The sequence below is a fragment of the Psychrobacter urativorans genome (assembly GCF_904846695.1).
GTDB classification, from domain to species: domain Bacteria; phylum Pseudomonadota; class Gammaproteobacteria; order Pseudomonadales; family Moraxellaceae; genus Psychrobacter; species Psychrobacter urativorans.
In genome coordinates this window covers 1-21730 of sequence record NZ_CAJHBR010000006.1, presented here as the reverse complement: position 1 = coordinate 21730, position 21730 = coordinate 1, and the positions used below count along the sequence as shown (strand labels likewise).

Below are 21730 nucleotides of genomic sequence, written 5' to 3'. Positions count from 1 at the left end.
AGATTAAACATTAATACTGAGACCATCCCAGATTCTGACCCCTGATGTCAAATCCGTATAATTAAATTTGGGAGATTTTGATTACGCAGCATGACGATAAAAATCAAGCTACACCTGTCTTGGCGATCTATATCCCAGCGGAACCATCTAAAAAGGCTCACTAATCAATTAATAGACTACTCATAGTAGACTGCTGTAGTGGAACCACCTAATGAATACTGAGCATCCTCAGTCTTTCCTTGGCCACATCAGCGATTAAATGCCTTGAGCGCTTGGCCATTTTTTGAATATCAGAATAGCTATGGCCTGATTTGAGTAGACTAGCGATGATCTTGCGCTTTTCGGTATCCTTCCCACGACCGGCATACTTACCTTCTGCCTTAGCACGAGCAATACCTTGCATCTGACGGATACGGCGATCCTCATAGTCTTTTCGAGCAATGGCTGCGAGCATATCCAGCATCATTGAGTTGATGGCTTGCAATACACTGCTCATAAATTCAGTGCTGCTTTCAGATTGAAGCGCCATATATGAGGTCGGCAGCTCTTTTGATACGATAGAGAGTTTTTTCTCTGATAGCATTCTTTTGAGCGTATCCCAATCATTTTGGTTCAAACGTGCCAAGCGATCAATCTGCTCAACTAAAATCACATCGCCCTTATGAGCATCTTCAAACCCCAATATTAAGTACATCACCTAAGTAAAATACTAACTAAAGAAAGGTTGCTAACACTATATATGGTATAGTTTTAGCAACCTTTTTTAATTTCTCTGATGTCTAGAAATTAACTACATACATCCATTATAATAAAATTTACAGTCCCTTAATAACTGCGTTATTAGCACCTAACGAATTATAATTTGACTCGTGAAATTTCATTGAATCCTCATCAATAAAGACAGTTTAGATTCAGCATAGCTCATTTCGGTCTAAGCGACGTTAGCAAGACCTAAAGATGCAAGAGGGTAATATTAGTAAAGAAAAGTATGTTATTGATAAGGAATGACATACTGAAGATAAAAAATAGGAGTGGCTATCTAAAATAGTCGTATGATTAAATGAGTTGTTTGATATGGGAAATCTAACTAATGGTGATCTGGCTAATTATTCACCAACCATCTGGTATAGGGTAAATGAAAGCTAAACCTTCATAAAGCAGGTTATTAACAATACAGCTGACAAAGCAATGCTTGGCAACTTTCTAAGTGCTACTTTAGACGCTATCTTTGACAGCCAAGACGTTTATCAATAGGTTATGTGCTAGCTCCTGTCTGATCGAAGATGTTCATCTCAATTCACACTTCTTTTATTCACTATCAAGACGAGAGTTTGATTGCGATTAAACTTACCTCAGTATTTATCAATCAAGTAGGTAAAAATATCAATTTTAGTTTATCATTATTCATATATTACACGCTATTTGAACAAGGATAGACAATGAATTTTGTGGCTATTGATGTAGAAACTGCCAACTCAGACGTCGGCTCTATTTGCCAAATAGGTATGGCAAAGTATATTAAAGGTAAATTGATAGATACCTACTGTATCCTTATCAGACCACAGTCTAGCTTTAGTCGAATAAATATAGATATTCATGGCATCGATACTAAGCAAGTGAAAGATGCTCCTTCTATATTTGATATCTATGGCCATATCATTCAATTTATTGGTAACAATATTGTGGTTAGTTATACCAATTTTGATCAAAGAGCGATAACGAAGTGCTTATCAGATCATAATTTGCCACTGCCGCCTTGGCAATGGGTGGATGCCTCTGCCATGGTACGTGACACTTGCCAGCGGTTTAGCACATCAGGATATAATCTTGCTAATGTATGTAAGGAATGGAGGTATACTTTTGATCATCATGATGCATTAGAAGATGCTAAAGCGTGTGGGTTTGTGACAACCACTATTCTTAGAGAAAATAATGCTTCAATTATTGAATGGTTAAAAGATCAGCCATCCCATCCAAAAAATAGTAGTCATACGCAGCGCTTTACTCAAAATCGCTCTATAGAAGGTAATGAGGAAGGGCGGTTTTTTGGGTTAAATATATGTTTTACGGGTGAGCTGTCTATAAAACGCGCAGAAATTGCTGATATTGCAGCAAGGCAAGGTTTTCATGTTAAGGCTGGTGTTTCTAAAAAGCTCAATTATTTAGTGGTGGGTACACCAGATTTAACATTATTAAATGGACATGATAAAAGTAGCAAACAGCGTAAATCAGAGACGCTGATTGCAGAAGGTATCGACATCAATATTATTACAGAGCATGATTTTCTTAAAATGCTTAAACTCTAATCGTTCTGTCCGCCTCTTTTATCTAGCTTTCTTAGAATGGGTTTTATAGGTAATGAAAAACTTTATCGAAAATGTCGTGGCGCTATTCAAAGAGAAGTATGACTCCAAGAGTAATGAGGTGAAAAAGCATCTTATAGATTTGCCACCTGATATAAGGCCGTCTGCAGGGGTGCAAATTAGTCATAATGATCAAAACCGTACAAATAGGCACCATGACAATGGTATTAATAAAAATAGTTTTGATGACAATCATGTTGACAGCGATGACTTGGATGATGTGGATAGTCTTGCTACTTTTATTCTGTCATCGGAGAGATCAAAGGAATACAGTACCTCCTCCAATCACACAAAGGGTCGCTGGGTAACCAAGTATGAGTCTATAACCATTCATAATCGCACTATTGAACGAGGTTTTTTTTATTTTGGTGGACAGCTTGATGCTTTAGCTGGCTATGGTACTGAGCCATCATTAATAGATGAGCGTTTATCAGTAAGTCCACCATCAGCTATCCATAGTACGACAGCTATTTATAGTGATGAGTCGCTGGGTTACTGGCCAACTTATGGACAGCTTTCAGCTTTATGTCGTGGTATTTATTTAGACTGGTTAGCGTCTGATCGTACAAATCCCCATACGCCCATCGGCTATGTGTTTATCTACTTTAATGGGCTTGAGCGCAGAGTCATTGAAAGTATTAGTATAGACAATGTGTCTGATGATGAGTTTATTGCTATTTATAACGAAGCTTTTCGTCTGCATAATATTTATGGCAAGCAGTCATCATTTCACAACTATTCTGTCCATTTTTTAGAATTTATGGCACTTGTGCGCTCGCCACTATTTGAAGAAAGATTACAAGCACACCAGGTTTCCCCGCCGCCTGCCAGTAGTCGCAACCTAACCTTTAAAATGCAATTAGCAAAAATGGTAACCTTAAATCTGCCAATTCCTGCCACTTTAGCATGGGAGTGGCTCATTTTTTCTAATGAATATAACTTTAGGACGCCTGCAAGGCGCTGTGAGTCAGAATTCAAAGATCTGTTCGATATTTTATATCAAGAAGCTTATCCAAATGGATTCACCGTTTCTCCCAATAAAACCAAGCTAACGTTAAATTATAACGCTGCCAGCCGCTCAATTGGTTATGTTGATCTGACGCTTGATGATCTACAAGATCCTAGTATATTAAAAGCGCCCATCAAAAAACTGATTACTGTTGCCGAACAATGTAATGATGCTTTAGACGCCTACAGTCGTTATTTAGGTCGTGATAGTAATGATAAAACAGATATAGATGCTATTTTATTACTACCAAAAGCGCTTATTCAGCAGCAAGCCTATCAAGAAAAATACCCAGTAATACAAAAATTTAAAGCATGGGCAAAATCTGTTATTCAAAATGATGAAGGTCTGACAACGGCTAAAGAATTATGTGGGTATTTGGATGAGCAGTCGTCGCATAAGATGCCTAAAACATTTACCAAAAAGCATAATGAAATTATTACAAGTTTAGCTGAGTTAGCAGGCTTTGGTATTGTGCCAGACCAACGATACCATCAGACCAGTTTTAAACCAGATGGATATGTGGTTCTATTTGATAGCGGTCATGGACAAGACTTTGAGCCGAGCACCTCATTTCATCAAATCAGTTTAGCACTTAGATTGGGTGCCATGGTTGCAACCATTAATGGCTATGTTGATAAAAGAGAGGTAGATACGCTACTGGCGATTATTGAGCAAGATACTCAGCTTACTACTATTGAAAAAGCGTCATTAAAGGCTTATCTGTTATGGCGCTTAAATAGCCCCTCTAATATGGAAGGTCTAAAGGCAAAGCTAGCAGTACTTGATGACAAGCACATTTGCTTTATCAGTCGCTTTATTATCTCCGTTGCTTTAGCTAATGGTAATGTCGAACCCAGTCAAATCAAACAAATTGAAAAGCTGTATCAGGCCTTGGGGCTCGATAAAAATGCGGTCGTTAATGATATTCATCACTTAACTAGCGCTAAAAAGATAACGCCAACGTTCAGTAATGAGGCACAGCTTAAGAATAGTAATGAGCAAGGTATGGGTGCTAACGGTGATATTTCCAATCATAATAGTAAGACGTATATTTTTAATGCTGAGTTATTAGCCTTGTATGAAAGCGAGACAGGCGATGCTAAAGCAATGCTGGCGAGCATTTTTGCAGTAGATGATGACGATATAGAAAGCGATTATGAGTCACAACCAAATGAACAAGTAGATAACTGTAGTGAAGTTGATGTGATTAACGAGTCTGTTGTTAAAGGTTTAGATACTATTCATAGTCAGCTTTATCAGCAACTGATTAGTAAAGAGATATGGCAACGAGAAGAAGCTGAGGTTCTGTGTGGGTCACTAAATTTGATGATAAATGGTGCTATCGAGACCATCAATGATTGGGCGTATGATAATGTCGATGCACCAGTATTAGAAGAAAATGATGAAGTAATAATTGACTTTGAGATTGTCGAAGAATTAAAGGCATTGTACTAAAAATAAGAATCAATAATAGAGCTATCAAGGATAAATAATGACCGGTAAAAAAATTAGAGCAAAAGAGCGCGATGCTATCATTCAGTCGCTCAAGGCAGGAGTCACACCTAAGGTTGGTATTCAGCACATCCAAGTAGGACGTATCAATGAGCTTAGAGCGCTAATAAGTGATATTGAGCGCGTCGCTGATGGTGGCTCGGCGTTTCGTCTTATTATTGGCGAGTATGGTTCAGGTAAGACCTTTTTTTTGAGTGTGGTAAGGGCAATTGCGCTTGAGCGTAAGTTGGTCACTGTTAATGCTGATTTATCACCTGATAGACGTATTCAAGCATCGTCAGGACAAGCAAGAAACTTATACTCTGAGCTTATGCGCAATCTATCTACTCGCAATAAACCGGATGGTAATGGTTTGGCCAGTGTGGTCGAACGTTTCATTACTGAAGCCCGCAAACAAGCGGATAGTACAGGTGAGGCAATTAGCGATGTTATCCAAGACAAGTTAGCTGAATTGACAGAATTGGTTGGCGGTTACGACTTTGCTAAAGTTATTGAAGCTTATTGGCGAGGTCACGAAGAAGATAATGATGAGTTAAAGGTCAATGCGATTCGATGGTTGCGTGCAGAGTACTCAGCTAAGACTGATGCAAGGCGCGATTTAGGTGTGCGTACTATCATATCTGACGCGTCTTTTTATGATGCACTTAAAATCATGAGTCTATTCGTACGGCAGGCCGGCTATCAAGGTTTGTTAGTCAATCTCGATGAGATGGTCAACTTGTATAAGCTTAATAGCACACAAGCACGCCAAGCCAATTATGAGCAGATACTGCGTATTCTAAATGACTGTTTGCAAGGTACCGCTGAGCATCTAGGATTTTTGTTAGGCGGTACGCCTGAGTTCTTACTTGATCCGCGTAAAGGATTGTATAGCTATGATGCCTTGCAAACGCGCTTAGCAGATAATAGCTTTGCTAAGCAGGCAGGCGTGATCGACTATTCGTCTCCTGCACTGCATTTATCAAGTCTCACACCAGAAGAGCTGTATATTTTACTGAAAAACCTGCGTCATGTTTATGCAGGTGGTGATGAAGCAGAATATCTAGTACCTGATGAGTCCTTGCAAGCTTTTTTACAGCATTGCAGTCAAACGATAGGTGATGCTTATTTTAGAACACCTCGCAATACCATTAAAGCATTTTTGGATATGTTAGCTGTCATTGATCAAAATCCAGCTATTTCGTGGGATCAACTTATTAACTCAGTATCTATTGACCCTGAAATGCCCTCTGATATGGATATTGATATTGATATGAGTAGTATGAATGAGGAAGACGAACTTGCCGATTTTAGGTTATAGGTCAATAATAATTTTAACAAAAAATATGAGAAACCACCTTTGAGAGATGTTCATCTCCAGCTCGACTTCCGTATACAGCGTTGGATATTTAACCAAGGTTGGAGTGGATTGCGTGAAGTGCAGGCTAAGGCTGTTGCACCAGTTTTGTCTGGAAAAACCGACGTACTTATTAGTGCGGCGACTGCTGCCGGCAAAACTGAAGCGTTCTTTTTGCCAGCGTGTAGTGCCCTTGTCAAGTCATATGATAGCAAAAATGTAGACAGGTATGAAAAAGATGGTCAAGGTAACGGAGTAGGCATTCTATATATTAGCCCACTGAAAGCGCTCATTAATGATCAATATCGAAGGCTTGAGAGTCTAGCAGAGTTGCTTGATATGCAAGTGACGCCATGGCATGGCGATAGCCCACAGAGTAAAAAGAATAAACAAAAAAAGTCGCCATCAGGAATTATTTTGATTACGCCTGAGTCGCTTGAATCTTTATTGATTCGGGATTCAGGTTGGGTCAAACAAGCTTTTAGTAGCCTAAAATATATTGTGATTGATGAGTTTCATGCTTTTTTGGGTAGCGAGCGTGGTCAGCATTTATTATCTCTTTTGACGCGGCTTGAGCATGTCACTGAACGTTTAAATTCACCTATTCCGAGAGTAGCGCTGAGTGCAACGTTGGGAGATCTGAAAAGCGTACCGCAGTCATTAAGGCCTAATCAGTCACTACCTTGCGTCATTATTGAAGATGATGACGCAAAGGCTAGTATTAAAGTACAAGTAAAAGGTTACATAGAGCCTAGTCAATTAGCACTTGAGTCAGGTTCTAAAAAGAATAGTATTGCAAGTTCTGACTCTCAAAATATTGGTATTCAGTATCCTTATACTGCTGAGGCGCAAGTTTGTTCGGACTTATACCGATTATGCCGTGGTGGTAGTCATCTAATATTTGCTAATAGCCGTAGACGTACGGAGATGATAGCGACAGCGCTTAGTGATTTGTGTGATTATAATATCGTGCCTAATGAGTTCTTCCCTCATCACGGCTCATTGTCAAAAGAGCTTAGAGAAAGCTTGGAAACACGATTACAGAAAGAAGCGTTGCCGACTACCGCCGTGTGTACTATGACCTTAGAGCTAGGGATTGATATTGGTAAGGTTGATACTGTAGTGCAAGTGACGGCTCCGCACTCTGTAGCCAGTCTTAGGCAACGGCTTGGGCGTTCGGGTAGGCGTGGTGGTTCGGCAGTACTTAGAATGTTGATTACTGAAAAAGAGATTGATAAAGATACCAGTCTCATTGACAAGCTACGTCTTGAATTAATCCAGTCATTTGCAATGATAAGACTGTTGATTGTTGATAAGTGGTTTGAACCTGCCGATACGTCGTTATATCACTTCTCAACGCTATTGCATCAGGTGCTAGCGACTATCGGTCAATGGGGCGGTATTCGTGCCGACCAGCTTTATATACTGTTATGTAGACAAGGACCCTTTCAACAAATACAACCAGCGCACTTTAAGTCTCTACTTAGTCAAATGGGAGAGTTGCAGCTACTTACTCAGCTTGGTAATAATCAATTGGTGTTAGGTGTTGTCGGTGAGTGTATTGTTAGTCATTATACTTTTTATGCAGTCTTTAAGACGCCAGAAGAATACCGTATCGTAACTGGTAATAGAACGCTTGGCACTTTACCAATTGAGACCATGTTGTTACCTGAGCAATATATTATTTTTGGGGGTAAACGCTGGCAAGTCAAAAATATTGACATGGATAAAAAAGTAGTTGATGTTATCTCTGTCAAAGGTGGTGGCAAGCCTCCAACTTTTGGTGGCGGTAGTATGTCGATACATGACCGAGTAAGCCAAGAGATGTATGAGGTATTAAGTAACGGTGATTACCGTATTCAAGTTGGTGAGCAACATTTAGATTTTGCTGATAAAACGGCAAGACAATTATTTTCAGAAAGTATTGATACTTTTAATAGGTATGATTTAAGTAATCAGCCTGTTGTAGACAAAGATGGAAATAGTTATATATTTATGTGGCGTGGAGATAAAATTGTAAATACCTTAACGGCGTTGCTTATACGAGATGACTTCACTGTTGAAGCATATGCAGGTGTTATTTGTGTTAATAAGATTGATTCGGTTCAGGTTTGTCAATTTTTACAGAAGCTTGCCAATCAGGTATTACCTACAGCAACTGAGCTTGCTGCAACTGTACCTTTCAAGATGACTGAAAAATTTGATGAGTATTTACCTGATGATTTGCTCAACATTGGTTACGGGGCACAAGCTTTCGATGTTATTGGGTTGAAAAAGTGGCTGGAGGACTTCAAAAAAACAGGGGGCTGTCCTAGATAAGTAAAATAATCTAGGATAGTCATATGAGAAAGAGTAGATTAAGTTGGTACAAACAAACCAGACTTATTGAACTATTTGTTGCCGGTTCTACCGCAAGAACAGCAGCAAGCTTAGTGGGTGTTAATAAAACAACAGCCAGCTATTACTTTCACAGGCTAAGACTATTGATTTATGAAAATAGTCAGGAGCCTGGCCTTCTAGAAGGCGAAATAGAAGTTGATGAGAGCTACTTTGGCGGCAGACGCAAAGGCAAACGTGGTCGCGGTGCTGGTAACAAAGTGCCTGTTTTTGGACTGCTTAAGCGCAATGGTAGCGTCTATGCTTGTATTATCCCTAATGCCAGAGCCGATACCCTAATCCCTATTATAAGAGAGAAAGTAAAGCCTGATAGCATTGTATATACTGACTCATTCAGAAGTTACAACGCCCTTGATGTCAGTGAGTTTACCCATTACCGCATTAATCATTCAAAAGAATTTGCACAAGACAGTAATCATATTAACGGAATAGAGAACTTTTGGAGTCAAGCAAAGCGTCATATGCGTAAATATAATGGCATCCCAAAAGAGCATTTCCATCTGTTTTTAAAGGAATGCGAGTGGCGTTTTAATTACAGTGATCCAAAACGCCAATTACATCAGCTAAAACAATGGGTTAAACAGGAACTGAACTAGTTATCTAGGACAGCCCCTAGTCAGTTACCTCAGACTTGTACAGCCTATTGACCGTTTCAGCCAGTGCATTGTCATAAGAATCACCCGTAGTGCCAACAGACGCAATAACACCGCAGTCAGCCATCTTATCTGTGTAGCGAATGAATGAATACTGAACCCCTCTATCACTATGATGAATCACATCTTTAGGCTTATTTCTATCTGTTATCGCTTGGTTGAGTGCGGCCATCACCATATCGGTGTTCATGCGATTGGATACTTTCCAGCCCACAATGACGCGAGCAAACACATCAATAATAAAAGCAGTATAAACCCAGCCACTCAGTGTCTTGATATAGGTAAAATCTGCAACCCAAAGCTGATTAGGACGATGGGCATTGAAGTTGCGATTGACTAGATCGTCAGCGCGCTTTGGGTCGTTACGGCTGTTGGTGGTAATCTTGCCTTTGCCACGCCAGACGCCTTGTAGGTCATGCTGACTGCGCAGTGAACGCTTATGTGGGTTGTCGCTTAAGTTTTGAGCACCATAATAATTTGATGGGGCAATCGGTAGTACTCGGCAGATGGCTAGGGTCCCATAATTGTTTTTATGGTCATCAATAAAGTCGACCATTATTTGGGTGGACGGCCCGTCTCCGCTTGGGCTTCAATCCCAGCAGCCTTGCGTATAATTTCGTTGGCTTGCTGACGGTCAGTTATTCTCGCGTTTAAGCTCTTTAATACGTTGCTCTTGGCTTTGAGCTTGCAATGATGCTGGAGTGGTTTGTTCTATGTTCTTCTTATGCCATGATCGCAGGGTCTCAGGTGTACAGCCAATCTTTGATGCTATGGCTTGGATGGCTGACCATGTAGAGGGATAGTCGCTTAATACTTCAATGAGCATGCGAACAGTGCGTTCTTTAATCTCAGGAGTATAGGCTTGTCTTTTTATTGTCGTATTCTCTCAGAATATTGAGTCTTCGACAATCCGAGGGCGGTTCATGATCTGGAAGAGCTGGTAAAGTGGATTAATAATGATATCGCAAACTATAGGTTCAACTTAGAGGAAAACTGTGAGATGTAGTCAAAACTAATATTGGCTGTATGCTGCAATTACGTATTAAAAATAATTATGATGATGTCATTAGTTTGTCACATCAACAACTTAATATAGCGAATTATAAATTCCTGAGCAGAAAATTAAGAGTTAGCCAGCATAGACAATCATTTTTAAACTTAAAAGGGTAAGAAGATGTTCGATATGAAAAAGCAAAATGATGTACAAGTTAGCTCGCAAAGTTTTGACGCTATCATGATGTTGGCAATCACTACGGTCGCAGATGACATTGGTAGTGCGCCTACTGTTGATACCCCATTATTTGATGAGGCTCACGAAGCTTATTGTGCCGATCTTTTGCAGAATATTATCGGATGGCAAGAACAAAACAACCGAGCTCGATTATCTAATACAAATGCTACCCAAACCTACATTTATGCTAAGCGTGAGGCGTTGATAAAAGTTGCAGAGACAAGGCTCTATAACGCACTGCATAAAAGCGATTGTATTAGTGAAAAAGTGATATAGTAGCATGCTAAACAAGTTAATAGTTTTGGAGAACTTAAAAAAGAGAGCAAGGAAGAGGGTGTTTGTCTAAGGATTATTAGATAACTTGACCCACGCCGCACTGTAGTGTTATATTTTCTATACTGGTATTAGATTAGTTGTAAATTGGTATAGCTATGCAGGTCCTAAGCGAAAGACACTTCTCCGGTTCTTTCGTTTTTTTTATGTTGAGGCGGTAATGATAAAACGAATAGTTGAGCGTTATTGCTCAAAACAAGCCGAATTGTTGCCATACTAATGAATGAACATAATATAAAGCTTACTCGCTATGTGGCGGGGAAACTCATGGCGCAGATGGGGCTTAAAAGCTGTCAGTTAAAGACGCATAAATATAAGCATGCTGACGAGGCGCATAAAATGCATCACAATATCTTAAATAGAAACTTTAGCCCAGCAGCGCCTAATCAAGTCTGGACGGGCGACGTTCACTTATATTCGTATCAAAGGCGGCTGGTGTTATCTTGCTGTGGTATTAGATTTATATGCTCGGCGTATTGTTGGCTTTGCTGTATCAGATTCCCCTGACAGTATGCTGACAACCAAAGCGCTGCAGATGGCGTATCAGACGCGCTTACAGCCAATTGGAGTGCTGTTTTACTCTGATCAGGGAACCCATTACACCAGTAAGACATTCGCTGAATCCGTGGCAAGTTGTGAGGGCATGACACAAAGTATGACCCGAAAAGGTAACTCACTACGGGCACAGCCCTCCGCCTTGCACTCGGGCAAAGCAGTGCTTTGCTAATCCTCGCTCATGGGACAACGCCCCAACTGAACGCTTCTTCAGGAGCTTTAAAACAAAATGGATGTCAAAGGGTGGTTATGAGAATATCGCTGAGGCTAAAAGCGCCATTGTTGATTATATCTAGGGCTATTATCAAACCGTGAGACCGCATACTTTTAACAATTATTTAACACTGCTAGAAAAAGAGAAACGTTACTTTAATCAAAACCTCTTATCAGCTGTCCTAAATTAGTTGACCACTACAATCAGTACTTCGCTTCATCCCTCCTCATTTAGAGTCTCGCGCTCCTCTTCAGCAACTTTAAGCTGCCGCTTGAGCTGCTTTATTTCCTGAATAGCTGCCATAAGCTCAGGATCATATTCTTTAGCACAGATCAGCTTGCCTTCATTCGCTTTCTTGTGCCAGTTAGATAAGGTTTGCATGACTATGCCTAGCTGCTTTGCCGTCGCTGAAACATTGCCATTATTATCTACTATCTTCTTAACGGCTTCAGCTTTGAATTCTGTACTATAGTTTCTGATTTTCTTGGTCATGATAAACTCCTCATTGAGTCGTTAGTTTACCAAGTTTATCTCTACGGTTTCTTCAGCATAGCTCACGTGGCATCTAGAATGGCATATTCATCATCTGATTGTTCAGACAGCTGATTAAAAACCTGCTCCCATACGCCTTTTTTTGACCAACGACTAAAACGAGTATTAACCACTCTGAAGTCGCCAAAGCATTGAGGCAGGTTACGCCAAGGGATGACGGTCTTATAGCGGTACAGAACTGCTTTTATGGATAATCGGTTGTCTTTTGTGGTAATACCTACATACCGAGTAGAAGCGCTTTAATTTTCTACCATTGGTCATCATGCAGGGCATGTCCTCTTGTCCTGGTGGTTGAGCTGAGTTTGCTATATATAAAATTAGTATAGCTTATTCTAAAATAACTGTGCCAATTGATGACACGTCCTAGTGGGTGCTTACTATTTTTAGAAATACTTAGGTGGCTTGATTGATATCAGGGTTTGACTTAATACTGTCATATTAAATCGTTAGAGTACCTATTTAAAATCAATAAGCTACATTTGGAGTGGTGTAATTTTATTGCAACCTATTAAAAGTAGCTGTATATCTTTAAATAACCTCTTAACCTAACTAAAAATATGGAAAATAGCTTCATGCGTATTTCGTCTTATATATTTTTCGGATTATCTTTCTCCACCTTTCTAATAAGTGGCTGTAATAACTCCAGTAATGTGAAGAGTGCACCTATTTCTAATACAGAGTATGAACAAGCATCGGAGCTCTCACTTGATGATTTAGCCGCTAAAGCTAAAGCTGAAGGTGAGGTAAATAGTGTTGGTATGCCGGATACTTGGGCAAACTGGAAAGAAACATGGGAAGATTTAGAGTCTAAATATGGCATCAAACACACAGATGTCGATATGAGCTCTGCTCAAGAGATTGCAAAATTTATCGCTGAAAAAGATAACGCTACATCTGATATCGGCGACGTAGGTGCATCTTTTGCACCAGTTGCTGTAGAAAAAGGTATAAGCCTGCCTTATAAGCCTAGTAAATGGGAGCAAATTCCTGCTTGGGCAAAAGATGAAGATGGACATTGGGTAATTGCTTATACGGGAACTATCGCCTTTATAGTGGACAAACAAAAGGTTGATCAAATCCCTACAAGCTGGGTCGATCTAAAGAACTCTAAATATAAAGTGACGATTGGTGATATATCTTCTGCTAGTCAAGCCGTTAATGGTGTCTTAGCGGCTAATTATGCTTTAGGGGGTACAGAGGCTAACCTAGAACCTGCGTTGGAATATTTTGCTGATCTAGCTAAAAAAGGGCGTCTTGGCATGGTTGACCCTTCAGTCGCAAACCTCGAAAAAGGTGAGATAGAAGTAGCAGTAGTATGGGACTTTAATGGGTTAAATTATCGTGATCAAATTGACCGCTCTCGTTTTGACGTCGTTATTCCAAGTGATGGATCAGTAAAATCAGGTTACGCCACAATTATCAATAGATACGCTAAGCACCCTTATGCTGCTATGCTCGTACGTGAACATATTTTGTCAGACAAAGGACAGTTGAATCTTGCTCGTGGTTACGCTCGCCCTATCCGTATTGCTAATTTAACTATTCCAGAAGATGTTCAAGCCAAGTTGTTACCTGAATCTCAATATACTAATGCCAGACCTATTGCTGATGCTAAGGTTTGGGAAGAAACATCAGCTAAGCTACCACAGCTATGGCAAGAGAATGTTCTTATTTATCAACAGTAATATGTATTTATAACACTATTTTACAGATTCATGATATCTAAGGATTTATTTGATGAGTAATAAGGTAATTTTAGTTATATTGGATGGTTTGAACGCTAAAGTTGGTATTGACTGTATGGGATTTATGCAGGCATTATGTGAACAAAAACGAGGTAAATCATACGTATTACAATGTGAGTTGCCGTCTTTGTCTCGCCCATTATATGAGTGCATCCTCACCGGTATTCGTCCTATTGACAGTGGTATATATCATAACAAGATTCAGCGGCTATCTGATGAGAAAAGTATTTTTCATTATTGCCAACAAGCAGGCAAATCTACTGCGGCCGCCGCTTATCACTGGATAAGCGAGCTGTATAACCACAGCCCTTTCAATGCGGCAACCGACCGTCATATTGCAGACTCAAGGCTACCTATTCAGTATGGCCATTTTTATTACGATGACACTTATCCTGACTCACACCTGTTTGATGATGCTGAAAACCTTCGGCAAAATTATCAACCAGACTTCATGCTAGTACATCCAATGAATATTGATGATATAGGGCATAAGTTTGGAGTTGATAGTATGCAATATCGTAATGCCGCTCGTAATGCCGATGTGTATTTATCAAACTATATAAATATTTGGCAAGAGGATGGCTACCAGATTATTGTTACCGCCGATCATGGTATGAACAATGACTTATCGCATGGTGGGACTTTACTGGAAGAGCGCGAAGTACCTTTGTATGTATTTGGTGATCAATTTTCCTATAATGATATGACTAATGGCATTAACCAAACCGAGCTTTGCGGTACAGTCTGTAACCTACTAGGTATTGAGCATGATAAACCTATCTGTAGAGAGTTATTAATATGACCACTCAAATTTTTGAGCCTCGAACCACTAAATCTGACTATGGTAAAAATATCGACTCGCTCACTCCTACAAGAAAATTACTACAAAATGTCGAAATATATATTCTCATTCTCCCTTTTATTGCTTTAGTTATCTTATTTATTCTTGCGCCGCTTGGCTGGATTATAATCAATGCCTTTTATAATGATTTAGGTGAACTAACTTTAGGAAATATTAAAGATATCTTTAGTAGTAAATTCTACTTACAAGCAATAGGTTTATCTCTAAAAATTAGTTTATACAGTAGCGTAATTAGCTTATTAATAGGTTTTCAAGGCGCTTACTCGCTTGAAGTGATAAAAGATTCTACCCTAGGTCGAATACTCATTGCTATCAATACAGTATTGAGTAACTTTAGCGGCGTTCCATTAGCTTTTGCTATGATTATAGTCTTTGGCTCTAGTGGTGTAATGACCCTATTACTCGCAAAACTCGGCTTAACCAATATTATTGATATCTACTCTTTTAATGGAATACTGCTAAGTTATATCTACTTTCAAATCCCTCTAGCAACTTTATTATTATTCCCTGCTATTTCTGGATTACAAAAACATTGGCAAGAAAACGCCTATCTATTAGGTGCCAGTGCTTTTCAATATTTCTTTAAAGTAGGCTTACCCATACTTTCACCTGCCATTATGGGTACTTTTATCATTTTGTTTGCTAATGCTTTGGGTGCTTATGCTACTGCTTATGCTCTCACATCAGGCAGTTTCAATATATTACCAATTCGTATAGCAGCATTAATTGCAGGTAATTTGACATTACAACCAAATATGGCAGCGGCGTTAGCATTAATATTGGTTTCTTTGATGTTTATCGTTACGATTGTTCATCAATATTTGCTTGGTCGATATCATACGTAATAAAGTGGAAAAACAGCTATGTCAAATCAGCCAGCTAATACCATTAACTCCCCAATGGGGGGCAAGCAACGAACCAAATCTGAAGTCAATAAGATTTATCATTCATTATATATTTTAGTATTACTAACTATAATAACAATACCTATTGCTTCAACAGGTATCTATGCTATTTCGGGTAATTGGTCACAATCTATATTACCCGAGTCTTGGACATTTCAATGGTTGTTACAGATCTGGACAGATGAAAGATTTCTATGGGCCTGTTTCTATTCCTTCTTATTATGTATTAGTGGCGCATTATTAAGTATTACTTTAATATTTCCTGTGCTACTAATCGTACACACTAAAAAACCACATTGGCAGCGCTGGATTAATTTTGTTTTGGTGCTCCCTTTTGCAGTACCTCCTATCGTTAGTTCTATAGGTGTATTAAACCTATATTCTGATTTCCTAAATAACAAAATTGGTGCCATTCTTATTCTTATTGGTTGTTATTTCACCATTGTATTACCTTTTGTCTACCGAGCTTTGGATAGTAATTTTTTAGCTATTGGAGTCAAAGATTTGATTGAATCATCTAATCTAATGGGAGCGACCTCTTTAAAGACTGTTTTTTACGTGGTTATGCCCAATCTCAAAACAGGTTTTATTGTTGCATTTTTTATATCCGTTTCTTTTTTAATTGGCGAGTTTGTTTATGTAAATATTTTGATAGGTGGACAATTCGAGACTATTCAAATTTACTTATACAGCTTAAAAAATCTCTCTGGACATTTAAGCAGTGCGGTAGTTATCTCATATTTTTTTATTCTACTTATTATTACTGCCATTATTAATATGTTTAGTGGCTCAAAAAGAAGGGGCTAACATGAGCTATTTACGATTGAAGAATGCACGAAAGTCTTTTGGTGCGCTTACTGTAGTTGGTGATTTAGATTTGAATATAGAAAAAGGTCAGTTAATCACTCTGCTTGGACCTTCAGGTTGCGGAAAATCCACTTTATTGCGCAGCATAGCTGGTCTTGAATTCTTGGATTCTGGGTCAATCATTTTGAACGGTCGAGACATTACCCATGCCAGACCGCAAAATCGCAATATTGCCATGGTTTTCCAACATTATGCTTTGTTTCCGAATATGACCGTGGCTGACAATGTAGGCTTTGGACTTAAAATTAGAAAGCTACCCATTGAGAATCGTTTGCGTAAGGTTAAAGAAGCTTTAGAGCTAGTGGAATTAACCGAATTTTCTCAGCAAAAGCCTGCTTTTTTATCTGGTGGACAAAAGCAACGTGTTGCTCTCGCTCGTGCTCTTGTCATGGAACCAGACTTATTATTACTTGATGAGCCGCTATCTGCCTTAGATGCTAAGTTGCGTAAAAGTCTACGTCAACAGATAAAACATATACATAAAGAGCTAGGGCTGACAACCATCTTTGTCACACATGATCAAGAAGAGGCACTTGCTTTGTCTGATAAAGTAGTTTTACTCAATAAAGGTCGTATTGAACAACATTCAACACCAGAGAAACTTTATAGCCAGCCAAATAGTAAATTCACTGCTGGCTTCATTGGGAATTACAATATTGGGCGCTTTAATTGTTTAAATAAATTACCCATTGGACAATTAGACATGGCAATTCGCCCTGAAGCAATTCAGATAAACTCTACTAATGGAGATGTCGCAGGAAAAATTATCGATCGTACATTAACTGGCGGCGTAGTGCGTTATCAAGTAAAGACTGACGAAGGTGAAATATTAGATGTAGATGTTCTTAACTATGGTGAAGCCAGCAAACTCATTATTAATGATAGCGTCTATTTAACGATTCCTGAAGATGAGGTCATAACCATGGCATAGAGAGGATTTCATATGTTTAATATCCTCATTAATAATTCATATTTATTATGGAAAATCAATTTATTTATGCATATGCTTTAAGGTTCAATTATTAGCTACAGGAATATTAGTATGAATACACCTCGTCTGCAAAAAAAAGACACTGTGCTGGTGCTCTTTGATTTAGATCATACCTTACTAGATGTCGATAGCGATGATTTATGGGGTAAATATCTGGTTAAACACGGCTACGTTAATGAAGAGAACTACGGCCGTACTAACCAAAAGTTCTACCAAGAATATATCGCTGGTACGCTGGATGCTATTAAATATAATGAGTTTGTCGCTCAGTTTTTAAGTACCTTACCTATTGAGCGCCTTTATGAGATGCGTAAGGACTATGTTGAAAGTGAGATTATTCCCCACATCCGCCCAAAAGCTTTACGCGTATTGCATGAGCATCTTGAGTTGGGTCGCGAGGTGGTCATTACTTCCGCTACTAATGATTTTTTAGTATCTTCCATTGCTCAGCATTTTGGCCTTTTAGAAGCCAATATAATCGCTACTCCACTTGAACTTAAGAACCAATGCTATACTGGTAAACTAACTGACAGACCAAACTTTAAAGAAGGTAAGATATATCATATTGATAAATGGCTAGATAAAAAGAAATTAGCAAATATTAGTTTTGATAAAACTTACTTCTACTCGGATTCAAAGAACGATATTCCTTTACTTGAATGGGCGGATGTCTCTATCTGCGTGACCCCAGATGATTATCTGCGCACATATGCACTAACCCAACAGTGGTTAATAGAGGATTGGTAAATTTAAGGGGTGGTGTTCCAAAAGTATGCGGAAGCATTAAAGAAGAGTGGCAGCAGGGATAACGCAACCGCCCCGACTATCTCGGAGACTGTTTATATAAGTTAAGCTGCTTGGCTTAACAGGTTAAGTCTCCGATAATCTTGGGGTGGTTCAGCCATATAATAAAAACTTATAGATACAAGCTGAGCTATGCTGAAGAAACCATAGAGATAAACTTAGCTTTGTTTTTCCAGTTAGATAATGTCTGCATGACTATGCCTAGCTACTCTGCAGTCGCTGAAATATTCCCATTGTTCTCTGCTATCTTCTTAACCGCTTCAGTTTTAAATTCTGTGCTGTAAGTTCTGATTTTCTTATTCATGGTAAACTCCGATTAATACGCTTAGTTTACCAAGTTTACTTGTACGGTTTCTTCAGCATAGCTCACAAAAAAATAGCTCATAAAAAAATAGCTCATAAAACTGCTAAATGTGAGCTAAGAGTCAATATATGATTTTAACGAATAAGTATTTATCTATTCTAGATCAGGATATAAATAAAAATAATAATAATGTAAGAGTATTTGGCATACCTAAAAAATTTCTTTCGGTAGGCTGATTACCTCCCCCCGAGTTTGAGTGTATGGATTTAACAGCAGAGTTAACGCTTTTAGTTGCTCAATCAACCATCGGTGTATTTCACTGTCGTTAGTGCGTGGATGCCAGGCCGCTATCACCTTAAATTTAGGTGGCAAGGCTTCTACCTCAATGTGTTTAACTTTATAATTGGGCAATAATCTTGAGGGGTAAAAGGCAATCATATCAGTTGTGTACAAAATATCAGATACTGCTGAAAAACTCGGCACTGACATAGTAATGTTTCTTTTTAAACCTTTATCTGCAAACCATTGATCATGCGAGCCTTTTAAATTGGCGCGTGAGGGAGATACTACCAGCTGCGGATAGGTAGCAACTTCTGCTAGAGTCATTTTTCGCCCCTCAAACTTATTATGACAACCAGTAATGCAAAGATGCTGATCTTCTAGTAAGGTCTCATAAGGCAGATTATCAGGAATAAACTCTGGAAAAGTAATCAGTAAATCAAGCTCACCTGCTGCCATTAATTCATTGACATTATCTGAAGCAAAATCACGTACTATTATTTTTAATCCAGGTGCCTCACGCCGGGTGATATGAAATAACTGAGGTAACAAGGCCTGAGTAGCATAATCGGTTGCACTGATGGTAAACACCCCTTTATAAGTCTGTGGAGTAAAAACATCCGGCTCTAGCAATCTCTCTAACTGTTTTAATATCTCATCAATAGAGTATTGCATAGATAGGGCTTTTGGTGTAGCCACCATGCTGTTGCCTTGACGAACAAGCAAGCGATCATCAAACAAATCACGTAGCTTACGCAAGTGCTCGCTGATAGCTTGCTGAGTTAAGCCCATTTGTCGTGCTACCTGAGAAAGATTCTTTGATTCAAGTAAGGCATGCAGCACCCTAAGCTGTTTAATATCTAGCCGATTCATACCATTCATAATTGTATCTTATACAAAATGTGCTTGTTTCTAATTGTACCTATAAATCTTTATGCTTACGAACATTAATTTATCAATGACATTAATGATTAAAGTAATAATACTATTTAGAAAAGCCATTCCTACAATTTATAAGAGAATATTATGAAACAAACTAACCTAGATACTACTCCTTTATTTTCAACTGTGCAGCTCGGTCCTTATACGCTTAAAAATCGCATTGTTATGCCACCACTCACTCGCTCTCGCAGCACTCAGTCAGGCGACATTCCTAATGATTTGATGGCCAATTACTATGAGCAACGTGCAACAGCTGGCTTTATGGTCACCGAAGGCACTCAAATTGAGCCTAGAGGACAAGGTTACGCATGGACACCTGGTATCTATTCACAGGAACAAATTGAAGGCTGGAAAAAAGTAACTAAAGCTGTGCATGCCAAAGACAGTATTATTTTTGCTCAGCTTTGGCATGTGGGTCGTGTGTCTCATACCAGCTTACAACCCAATAATGCTCAGCCTGTAGCACCCTCAGCTATAGCGGCTAATAATGTCAAAGTATTTATTGAGACTACTTCTGGTGGAGGCGTGCTAGCAGACCCAAGCGAGCCACGTGTACTTAGCACCGAAGAGGTTAGTGAGCTAGTACAGATGTATGCACAAGCGGCACGTAATGCGTTAGAGGCAGGCTTCGATGGTGTTGAATTACACTGTGCTAATGGTTATCTAGTGAATCAGTTCATGTCAGAACACACCAATCAGCGTGATGACCAATATGGCGGCTCACTGGCTAACCGTTTACGTTTTCTAAAAGAAGTTGTTGCGGCGGTTAGTGACGTTGTTGGTTCCGACCGTATGGGCGTTCGCTTTGCTCCATTATTCGCTAGTACCGACGAGACTCGTGTCTATCTAGGGCTTGTAGAGTCTAATCCACATCATACTTATATTGAAGCAGTTAAAATACTTGAAAAAGCGGGCATTGCTTATTTGTCGATTGCCGAAGCTGATTGGGATAATGCGCCTGATCTGCCAAAAGATTTTTATCAGGCAGTAAGAGCAGAGTTTTCAGGTCGTATTATTTATGCGGGTAAATATACGGTGTCAAAAGCACTTAAGGTACTGTCTAAAGGGTATGGAGATTTATTTGCGTTCGGGCGCCCTTTTATTGCCAACCCTGACTTGCCGGAGCGTATCGCTAACAATTGGCCACTCAATAGTGCAGACCCTATCACTATGTATGGAGGCACTGAGGTTGGTTATATTGATTATCCTTACTATCAAAAGTAGGCAATCCGTCTTTAGCTCCCAGAAACCTACAATCCTTCCTTGGTTAGATGGTGCAAGATTATGAAAAGTCAAATAAAAAACAGACTCAGAAAGATATTAATTGGCTATATAGGTCTTTTTCCTACGTTGTTAATCGTGCTGAGTGTATTAAAGCCGGTTACTAAGGATTTGAGCTTTTCGGTAGTTGTACTGATAGAAACCATAATACTTGTGCCACTAACCCAGATGGTGTCTTTTCCATTGGCAGATTGGTTATTTCACCGCATTAGAGGCGAGAAATAAAGCTAAGCACAAAAAAAGGTGATAGAGAAATCATCATAGTAACTGTAACTGCCTTAGCTTTTAAAATAGCCAGCTACAGATCACTACTAGAGTTTCATCTATCACCTTCACTATCTTATGGTGACTGAGAGTTTAAGCCACCACAAGCGTTACAATCTAAAGGAGCTTATTTATGCCAAATACCTTTAAGAGACTCCCAATACTCTGAAAAAATAGAGTCATTACGCTTCGTTTCTTCCTGAATATCTAGATGGGTAGGTGGCAAGATATGCTCATAATAGGTATCTTTTAATAGCTTACGTAATAAGCCTTCTCCAATAAATCCTTTGCCATCATTTAGCGTATTTGCCGCTCGTAATAGGTGACGAAT

Annotated in this window: 18 protein-coding genes and 3 pseudogenes; 15 read left to right on the top strand and 6 right to left on the bottom strand. The window is 39.1% G+C overall.

What is annotated here, in order from left to right:
• Positions 1-208: 208 nt before the first annotated feature.
• On the bottom strand, positions 209-694 hold the full coding sequence (locus tag JMY09_RS05915; RefSeq protein WP_227677194.1) for a recombinase family protein: 486 nt from the start codon (positions 692-694) through the stop codon (positions 209-211).
• Positions 695-1439: 745 nt separating this feature from the next.
• Between JMY09_RS05915 and JMY09_RS05910 the strand changes: the two genes are divergently transcribed.
• From JMY09_RS05910 to JMY09_RS05890, 5 genes are read left to right on the top strand one after another with little or no spacing between them, the layout of a single operon-like run.
• Positions 1440-2306, top strand: coding sequence for an exonuclease domain-containing protein (locus tag JMY09_RS05910; protein ID WP_201622671.1), 867 nt, complete (start codon positions 1440-1442; stop codon positions 2304-2306).
• 52 nt (positions 2307-2358) lie between these two features.
• A complete protein-coding gene (locus JMY09_RS05905) occupies positions 2359-4827 on the top strand; it encodes a tellurite resistance TerB family protein (RefSeq protein WP_201622670.1) in 2469 nt (822 codons plus the stop codon).
• Positions 4828-4864: 37 nt separating this feature from the next.
• Positions 4865-6184 carry an ATP-binding protein gene (locus tag JMY09_RS05900; RefSeq protein ID WP_201622669.1) on the top strand — a complete coding sequence of 440 codons (1320 nt, stop codon included), beginning with the start codon at positions 4865-4867 and terminating at the stop codon, positions 6182-6184.
• Between the two features lie 39 nt (positions 6185-6223).
• A complete protein-coding gene (locus JMY09_RS05895) occupies positions 6224-8539 on the top strand; it encodes a DEAD/DEAH box helicase (protein ID WP_201622668.1) in 2316 nt (771 codons plus the stop codon).
• A gap of 23 nt (positions 8540-8562) precedes the next feature.
• Entirely contained in the window at positions 8563-9213 is a 651-nt protein-coding gene (locus tag JMY09_RS05890; protein ID WP_201622667.1) for an IS1595 family transposase, read from the top strand.
• Positions 9214-9232: 19 nt separating this feature from the next.
• Here JMY09_RS05890 and JMY09_RS05885 read toward each other — a convergent pair.
• Positions 9233-10144 (bottom strand): annotated as a pseudogene (locus JMY09_RS05885) (IS3 family transposase); the annotation flags it as partial.
• Positions 10145-10453: 309 nt separating this feature from the next.
• On the opposite strand from JMY09_RS05885, the gene JMY09_RS05875 reads away from it, so the two are divergent.
• Entirely contained in the window at positions 10454-10777 is a 324-nt protein-coding gene (locus JMY09_RS05875; protein WP_227677193.1) for a hypothetical protein, read from the top strand.
• 415 nt (positions 10778-11192) lie between these two features.
• Positions 11193-11561 (top strand): DDE-type integrase/transposase/recombinase, encoded by a 369-nt coding sequence (locus tag JMY09_RS05870; protein WP_201622773.1) that lies wholly within the window; start codon positions 11193-11195, stop codon positions 11559-11561.
• Between the two features lie 267 nt (positions 11562-11828).
• Here JMY09_RS05870 and JMY09_RS05865 read toward each other — a convergent pair.
• A pseudogene (locus tag JMY09_RS05865) lies at positions 11829-12095 on the bottom strand (transposase); the annotation flags it as partial.
• Between the two features lie 65 nt (positions 12096-12160).
• A pseudogene (locus JMY09_RS05860) lies at positions 12161-12399 on the bottom strand (transposase); the annotation flags it as partial.
• Between the two features lie 328 nt (positions 12400-12727).
• On the opposite strand from JMY09_RS05860, the gene JMY09_RS05855 reads away from it, so the two are divergent.
• The 6 genes from JMY09_RS05855 (at position 12728) to JMY09_RS05830 (ending at position 18272) form a co-directional block, all read left to right on the top strand.
• Complete coding sequence (locus JMY09_RS05855) at positions 12728-13840, top strand: ABC transporter substrate-binding protein (protein ID WP_227677192.1); 1113 nt, start codon at positions 12728-12730, stop codon at positions 13838-13840.
• 52 nt (positions 13841-13892) lie between these two features.
• Positions 13893-14702, top strand: a complete 810-nt coding sequence (locus JMY09_RS05850; RefSeq protein ID WP_201622664.1) for an alkaline phosphatase family protein — start codon at positions 13893-13895, stop codon at positions 14700-14702.
• Positions 14699-15607 carry an ABC transporter permease gene (locus JMY09_RS05845; RefSeq protein WP_201622663.1) on the top strand — a complete coding sequence of 303 codons (909 nt, stop codon included), beginning with the start codon at positions 14699-14701 and terminating at the stop codon, positions 15605-15607. The genes JMY09_RS05850 and JMY09_RS05845 overlap by 4 nt, the downstream gene beginning before the upstream one ends.
• 18 nt (positions 15608-15625) lie before the next feature.
• A complete protein-coding gene (locus JMY09_RS05840) occupies positions 15626-16474 on the top strand; it encodes an ABC transporter permease (RefSeq protein ID WP_227677191.1) in 849 nt (282 codons plus the stop codon).
• 1 nt (position 16475) lies between these two features.
• Positions 16476-17465, top strand: a complete 990-nt coding sequence (locus tag JMY09_RS05835; protein ID WP_201622662.1) for an ABC transporter ATP-binding protein — start codon at positions 16476-16478, stop codon at positions 17463-17465.
• Between the two features lie 111 nt (positions 17466-17576).
• Complete coding sequence (locus JMY09_RS05830; protein ID WP_201622661.1) at positions 17577-18272, top strand: HAD family hydrolase; 696 nt, start codon at positions 17577-17579, stop codon at positions 18270-18272.
• A 571-nt stretch (positions 18273-18843) separates the two neighbouring features.
• Here JMY09_RS05830 and JMY09_RS05820 read toward each other — a convergent pair.
• The gene (locus JMY09_RS05820; protein ID WP_201622660.1) at positions 18844-19794 is read right to left on the bottom strand and encodes a LysR family transcriptional regulator; all 951 of its coding nucleotides are present in this window, start codon (positions 19792-19794) and stop codon (positions 18844-18846) included.
• 144 nt (positions 19795-19938) lie between these two features.
• Between JMY09_RS05820 and JMY09_RS05815 the strand changes: the two genes are divergently transcribed.
• A complete protein-coding gene (locus tag JMY09_RS05815; protein WP_201622659.1) occupies positions 19939-21078 on the top strand; it encodes an alkene reductase in 1140 nt (379 codons plus the stop codon).
• Between the two features lie 60 nt (positions 21079-21138).
• Complete coding sequence (locus JMY09_RS14515; protein ID WP_227677190.1) at positions 21139-21360, top strand: hypothetical protein; 222 nt, start codon at positions 21139-21141, stop codon at positions 21358-21360.
• A 166-nt stretch (positions 21361-21526) separates the two neighbouring features.
• Here the strand turns inward: JMY09_RS14515 and JMY09_RS05810 are convergent.
• A partial coding sequence (locus JMY09_RS05810; protein ID WP_201622780.1) for a hypothetical protein occupies positions 21527-21730 on the bottom strand: 204 nt, incomplete at its 5' end.

Coding starts and splice junctions, on each gene's coding strand:
- JMY09_RS05855 (WP_227677192.1), top strand. CDS start 12,728: ATGCGTATTTCGTCTTATATATTTTTCGGATTATCTTTCTCCACCTTT.
- JMY09_RS05850 (WP_201622664.1), top strand. CDS start 13,893: ATGAGTAATAAGGTAATTTTAGTTATATTGGATGGTTTGAACGCTAAA.
- JMY09_RS05905 (WP_201622670.1), top strand. CDS start 2,359: ATGAAAAACTTTATCGAAAATGTCGTGGCGCTATTCAAAGAGAAGTAT.
- JMY09_RS05835 (WP_201622662.1), top strand. CDS start 16,476: ATGAGCTATTTACGATTGAAGAATGCACGAAAGTCTTTTGGTGCGCTT.
- JMY09_RS05900 (WP_201622669.1), top strand. CDS start 4,865: ATGACCGGTAAAAAAATTAGAGCAAAAGAGCGCGATGCTATCATTCAG.
- JMY09_RS05815 (WP_201622659.1), top strand. CDS start 19,939: ATGAAACAAACTAACCTAGATACTACTCCTTTATTTTCAACTGTGCAG.
- JMY09_RS05840 (WP_227677191.1), top strand. CDS start 15,626: ATGTCAAATCAGCCAGCTAATACCATTAACTCCCCAATGGGGGGCAAG.
- JMY09_RS05890 (WP_201622667.1), top strand. CDS start 8,563: ATGAGAAAGAGTAGATTAAGTTGGTACAAACAAACCAGACTTATTGAA.
- JMY09_RS05820 (WP_201622660.1), bottom strand. CDS start 19,794: ATGAATGGTATGAATCGGCTAGATATTAAACAGCTTAGGGTGCTGCAT.
- JMY09_RS05875 (WP_227677193.1), top strand. CDS start 10,454: ATGAAAAAGCAAAATGATGTACAAGTTAGCTCGCAAAGTTTTGACGCT.
- JMY09_RS05830 (WP_201622661.1), top strand. CDS start 17,577: ATGAATACACCTCGTCTGCAAAAAAAAGACACTGTGCTGGTGCTCTTT.
- JMY09_RS05915 (WP_227677194.1), bottom strand. CDS start 694: ATGTACTTAATATTGGGGTTTGAAGATGCTCATAAGGGCGATGTGATT.
- JMY09_RS05845 (WP_201622663.1), top strand. CDS start 14,699: ATGACCACTCAAATTTTTGAGCCTCGAACCACTAAATCTGACTATGGT.
- JMY09_RS14515 (WP_227677190.1), top strand. CDS start 21,139: ATGAAAAGTCAAATAAAAAACAGACTCAGAAAGATATTAATTGGCTAT.
- JMY09_RS05910 (WP_201622671.1), top strand. CDS start 1,440: ATGAATTTTGTGGCTATTGATGTAGAAACTGCCAACTCAGACGTCGGC.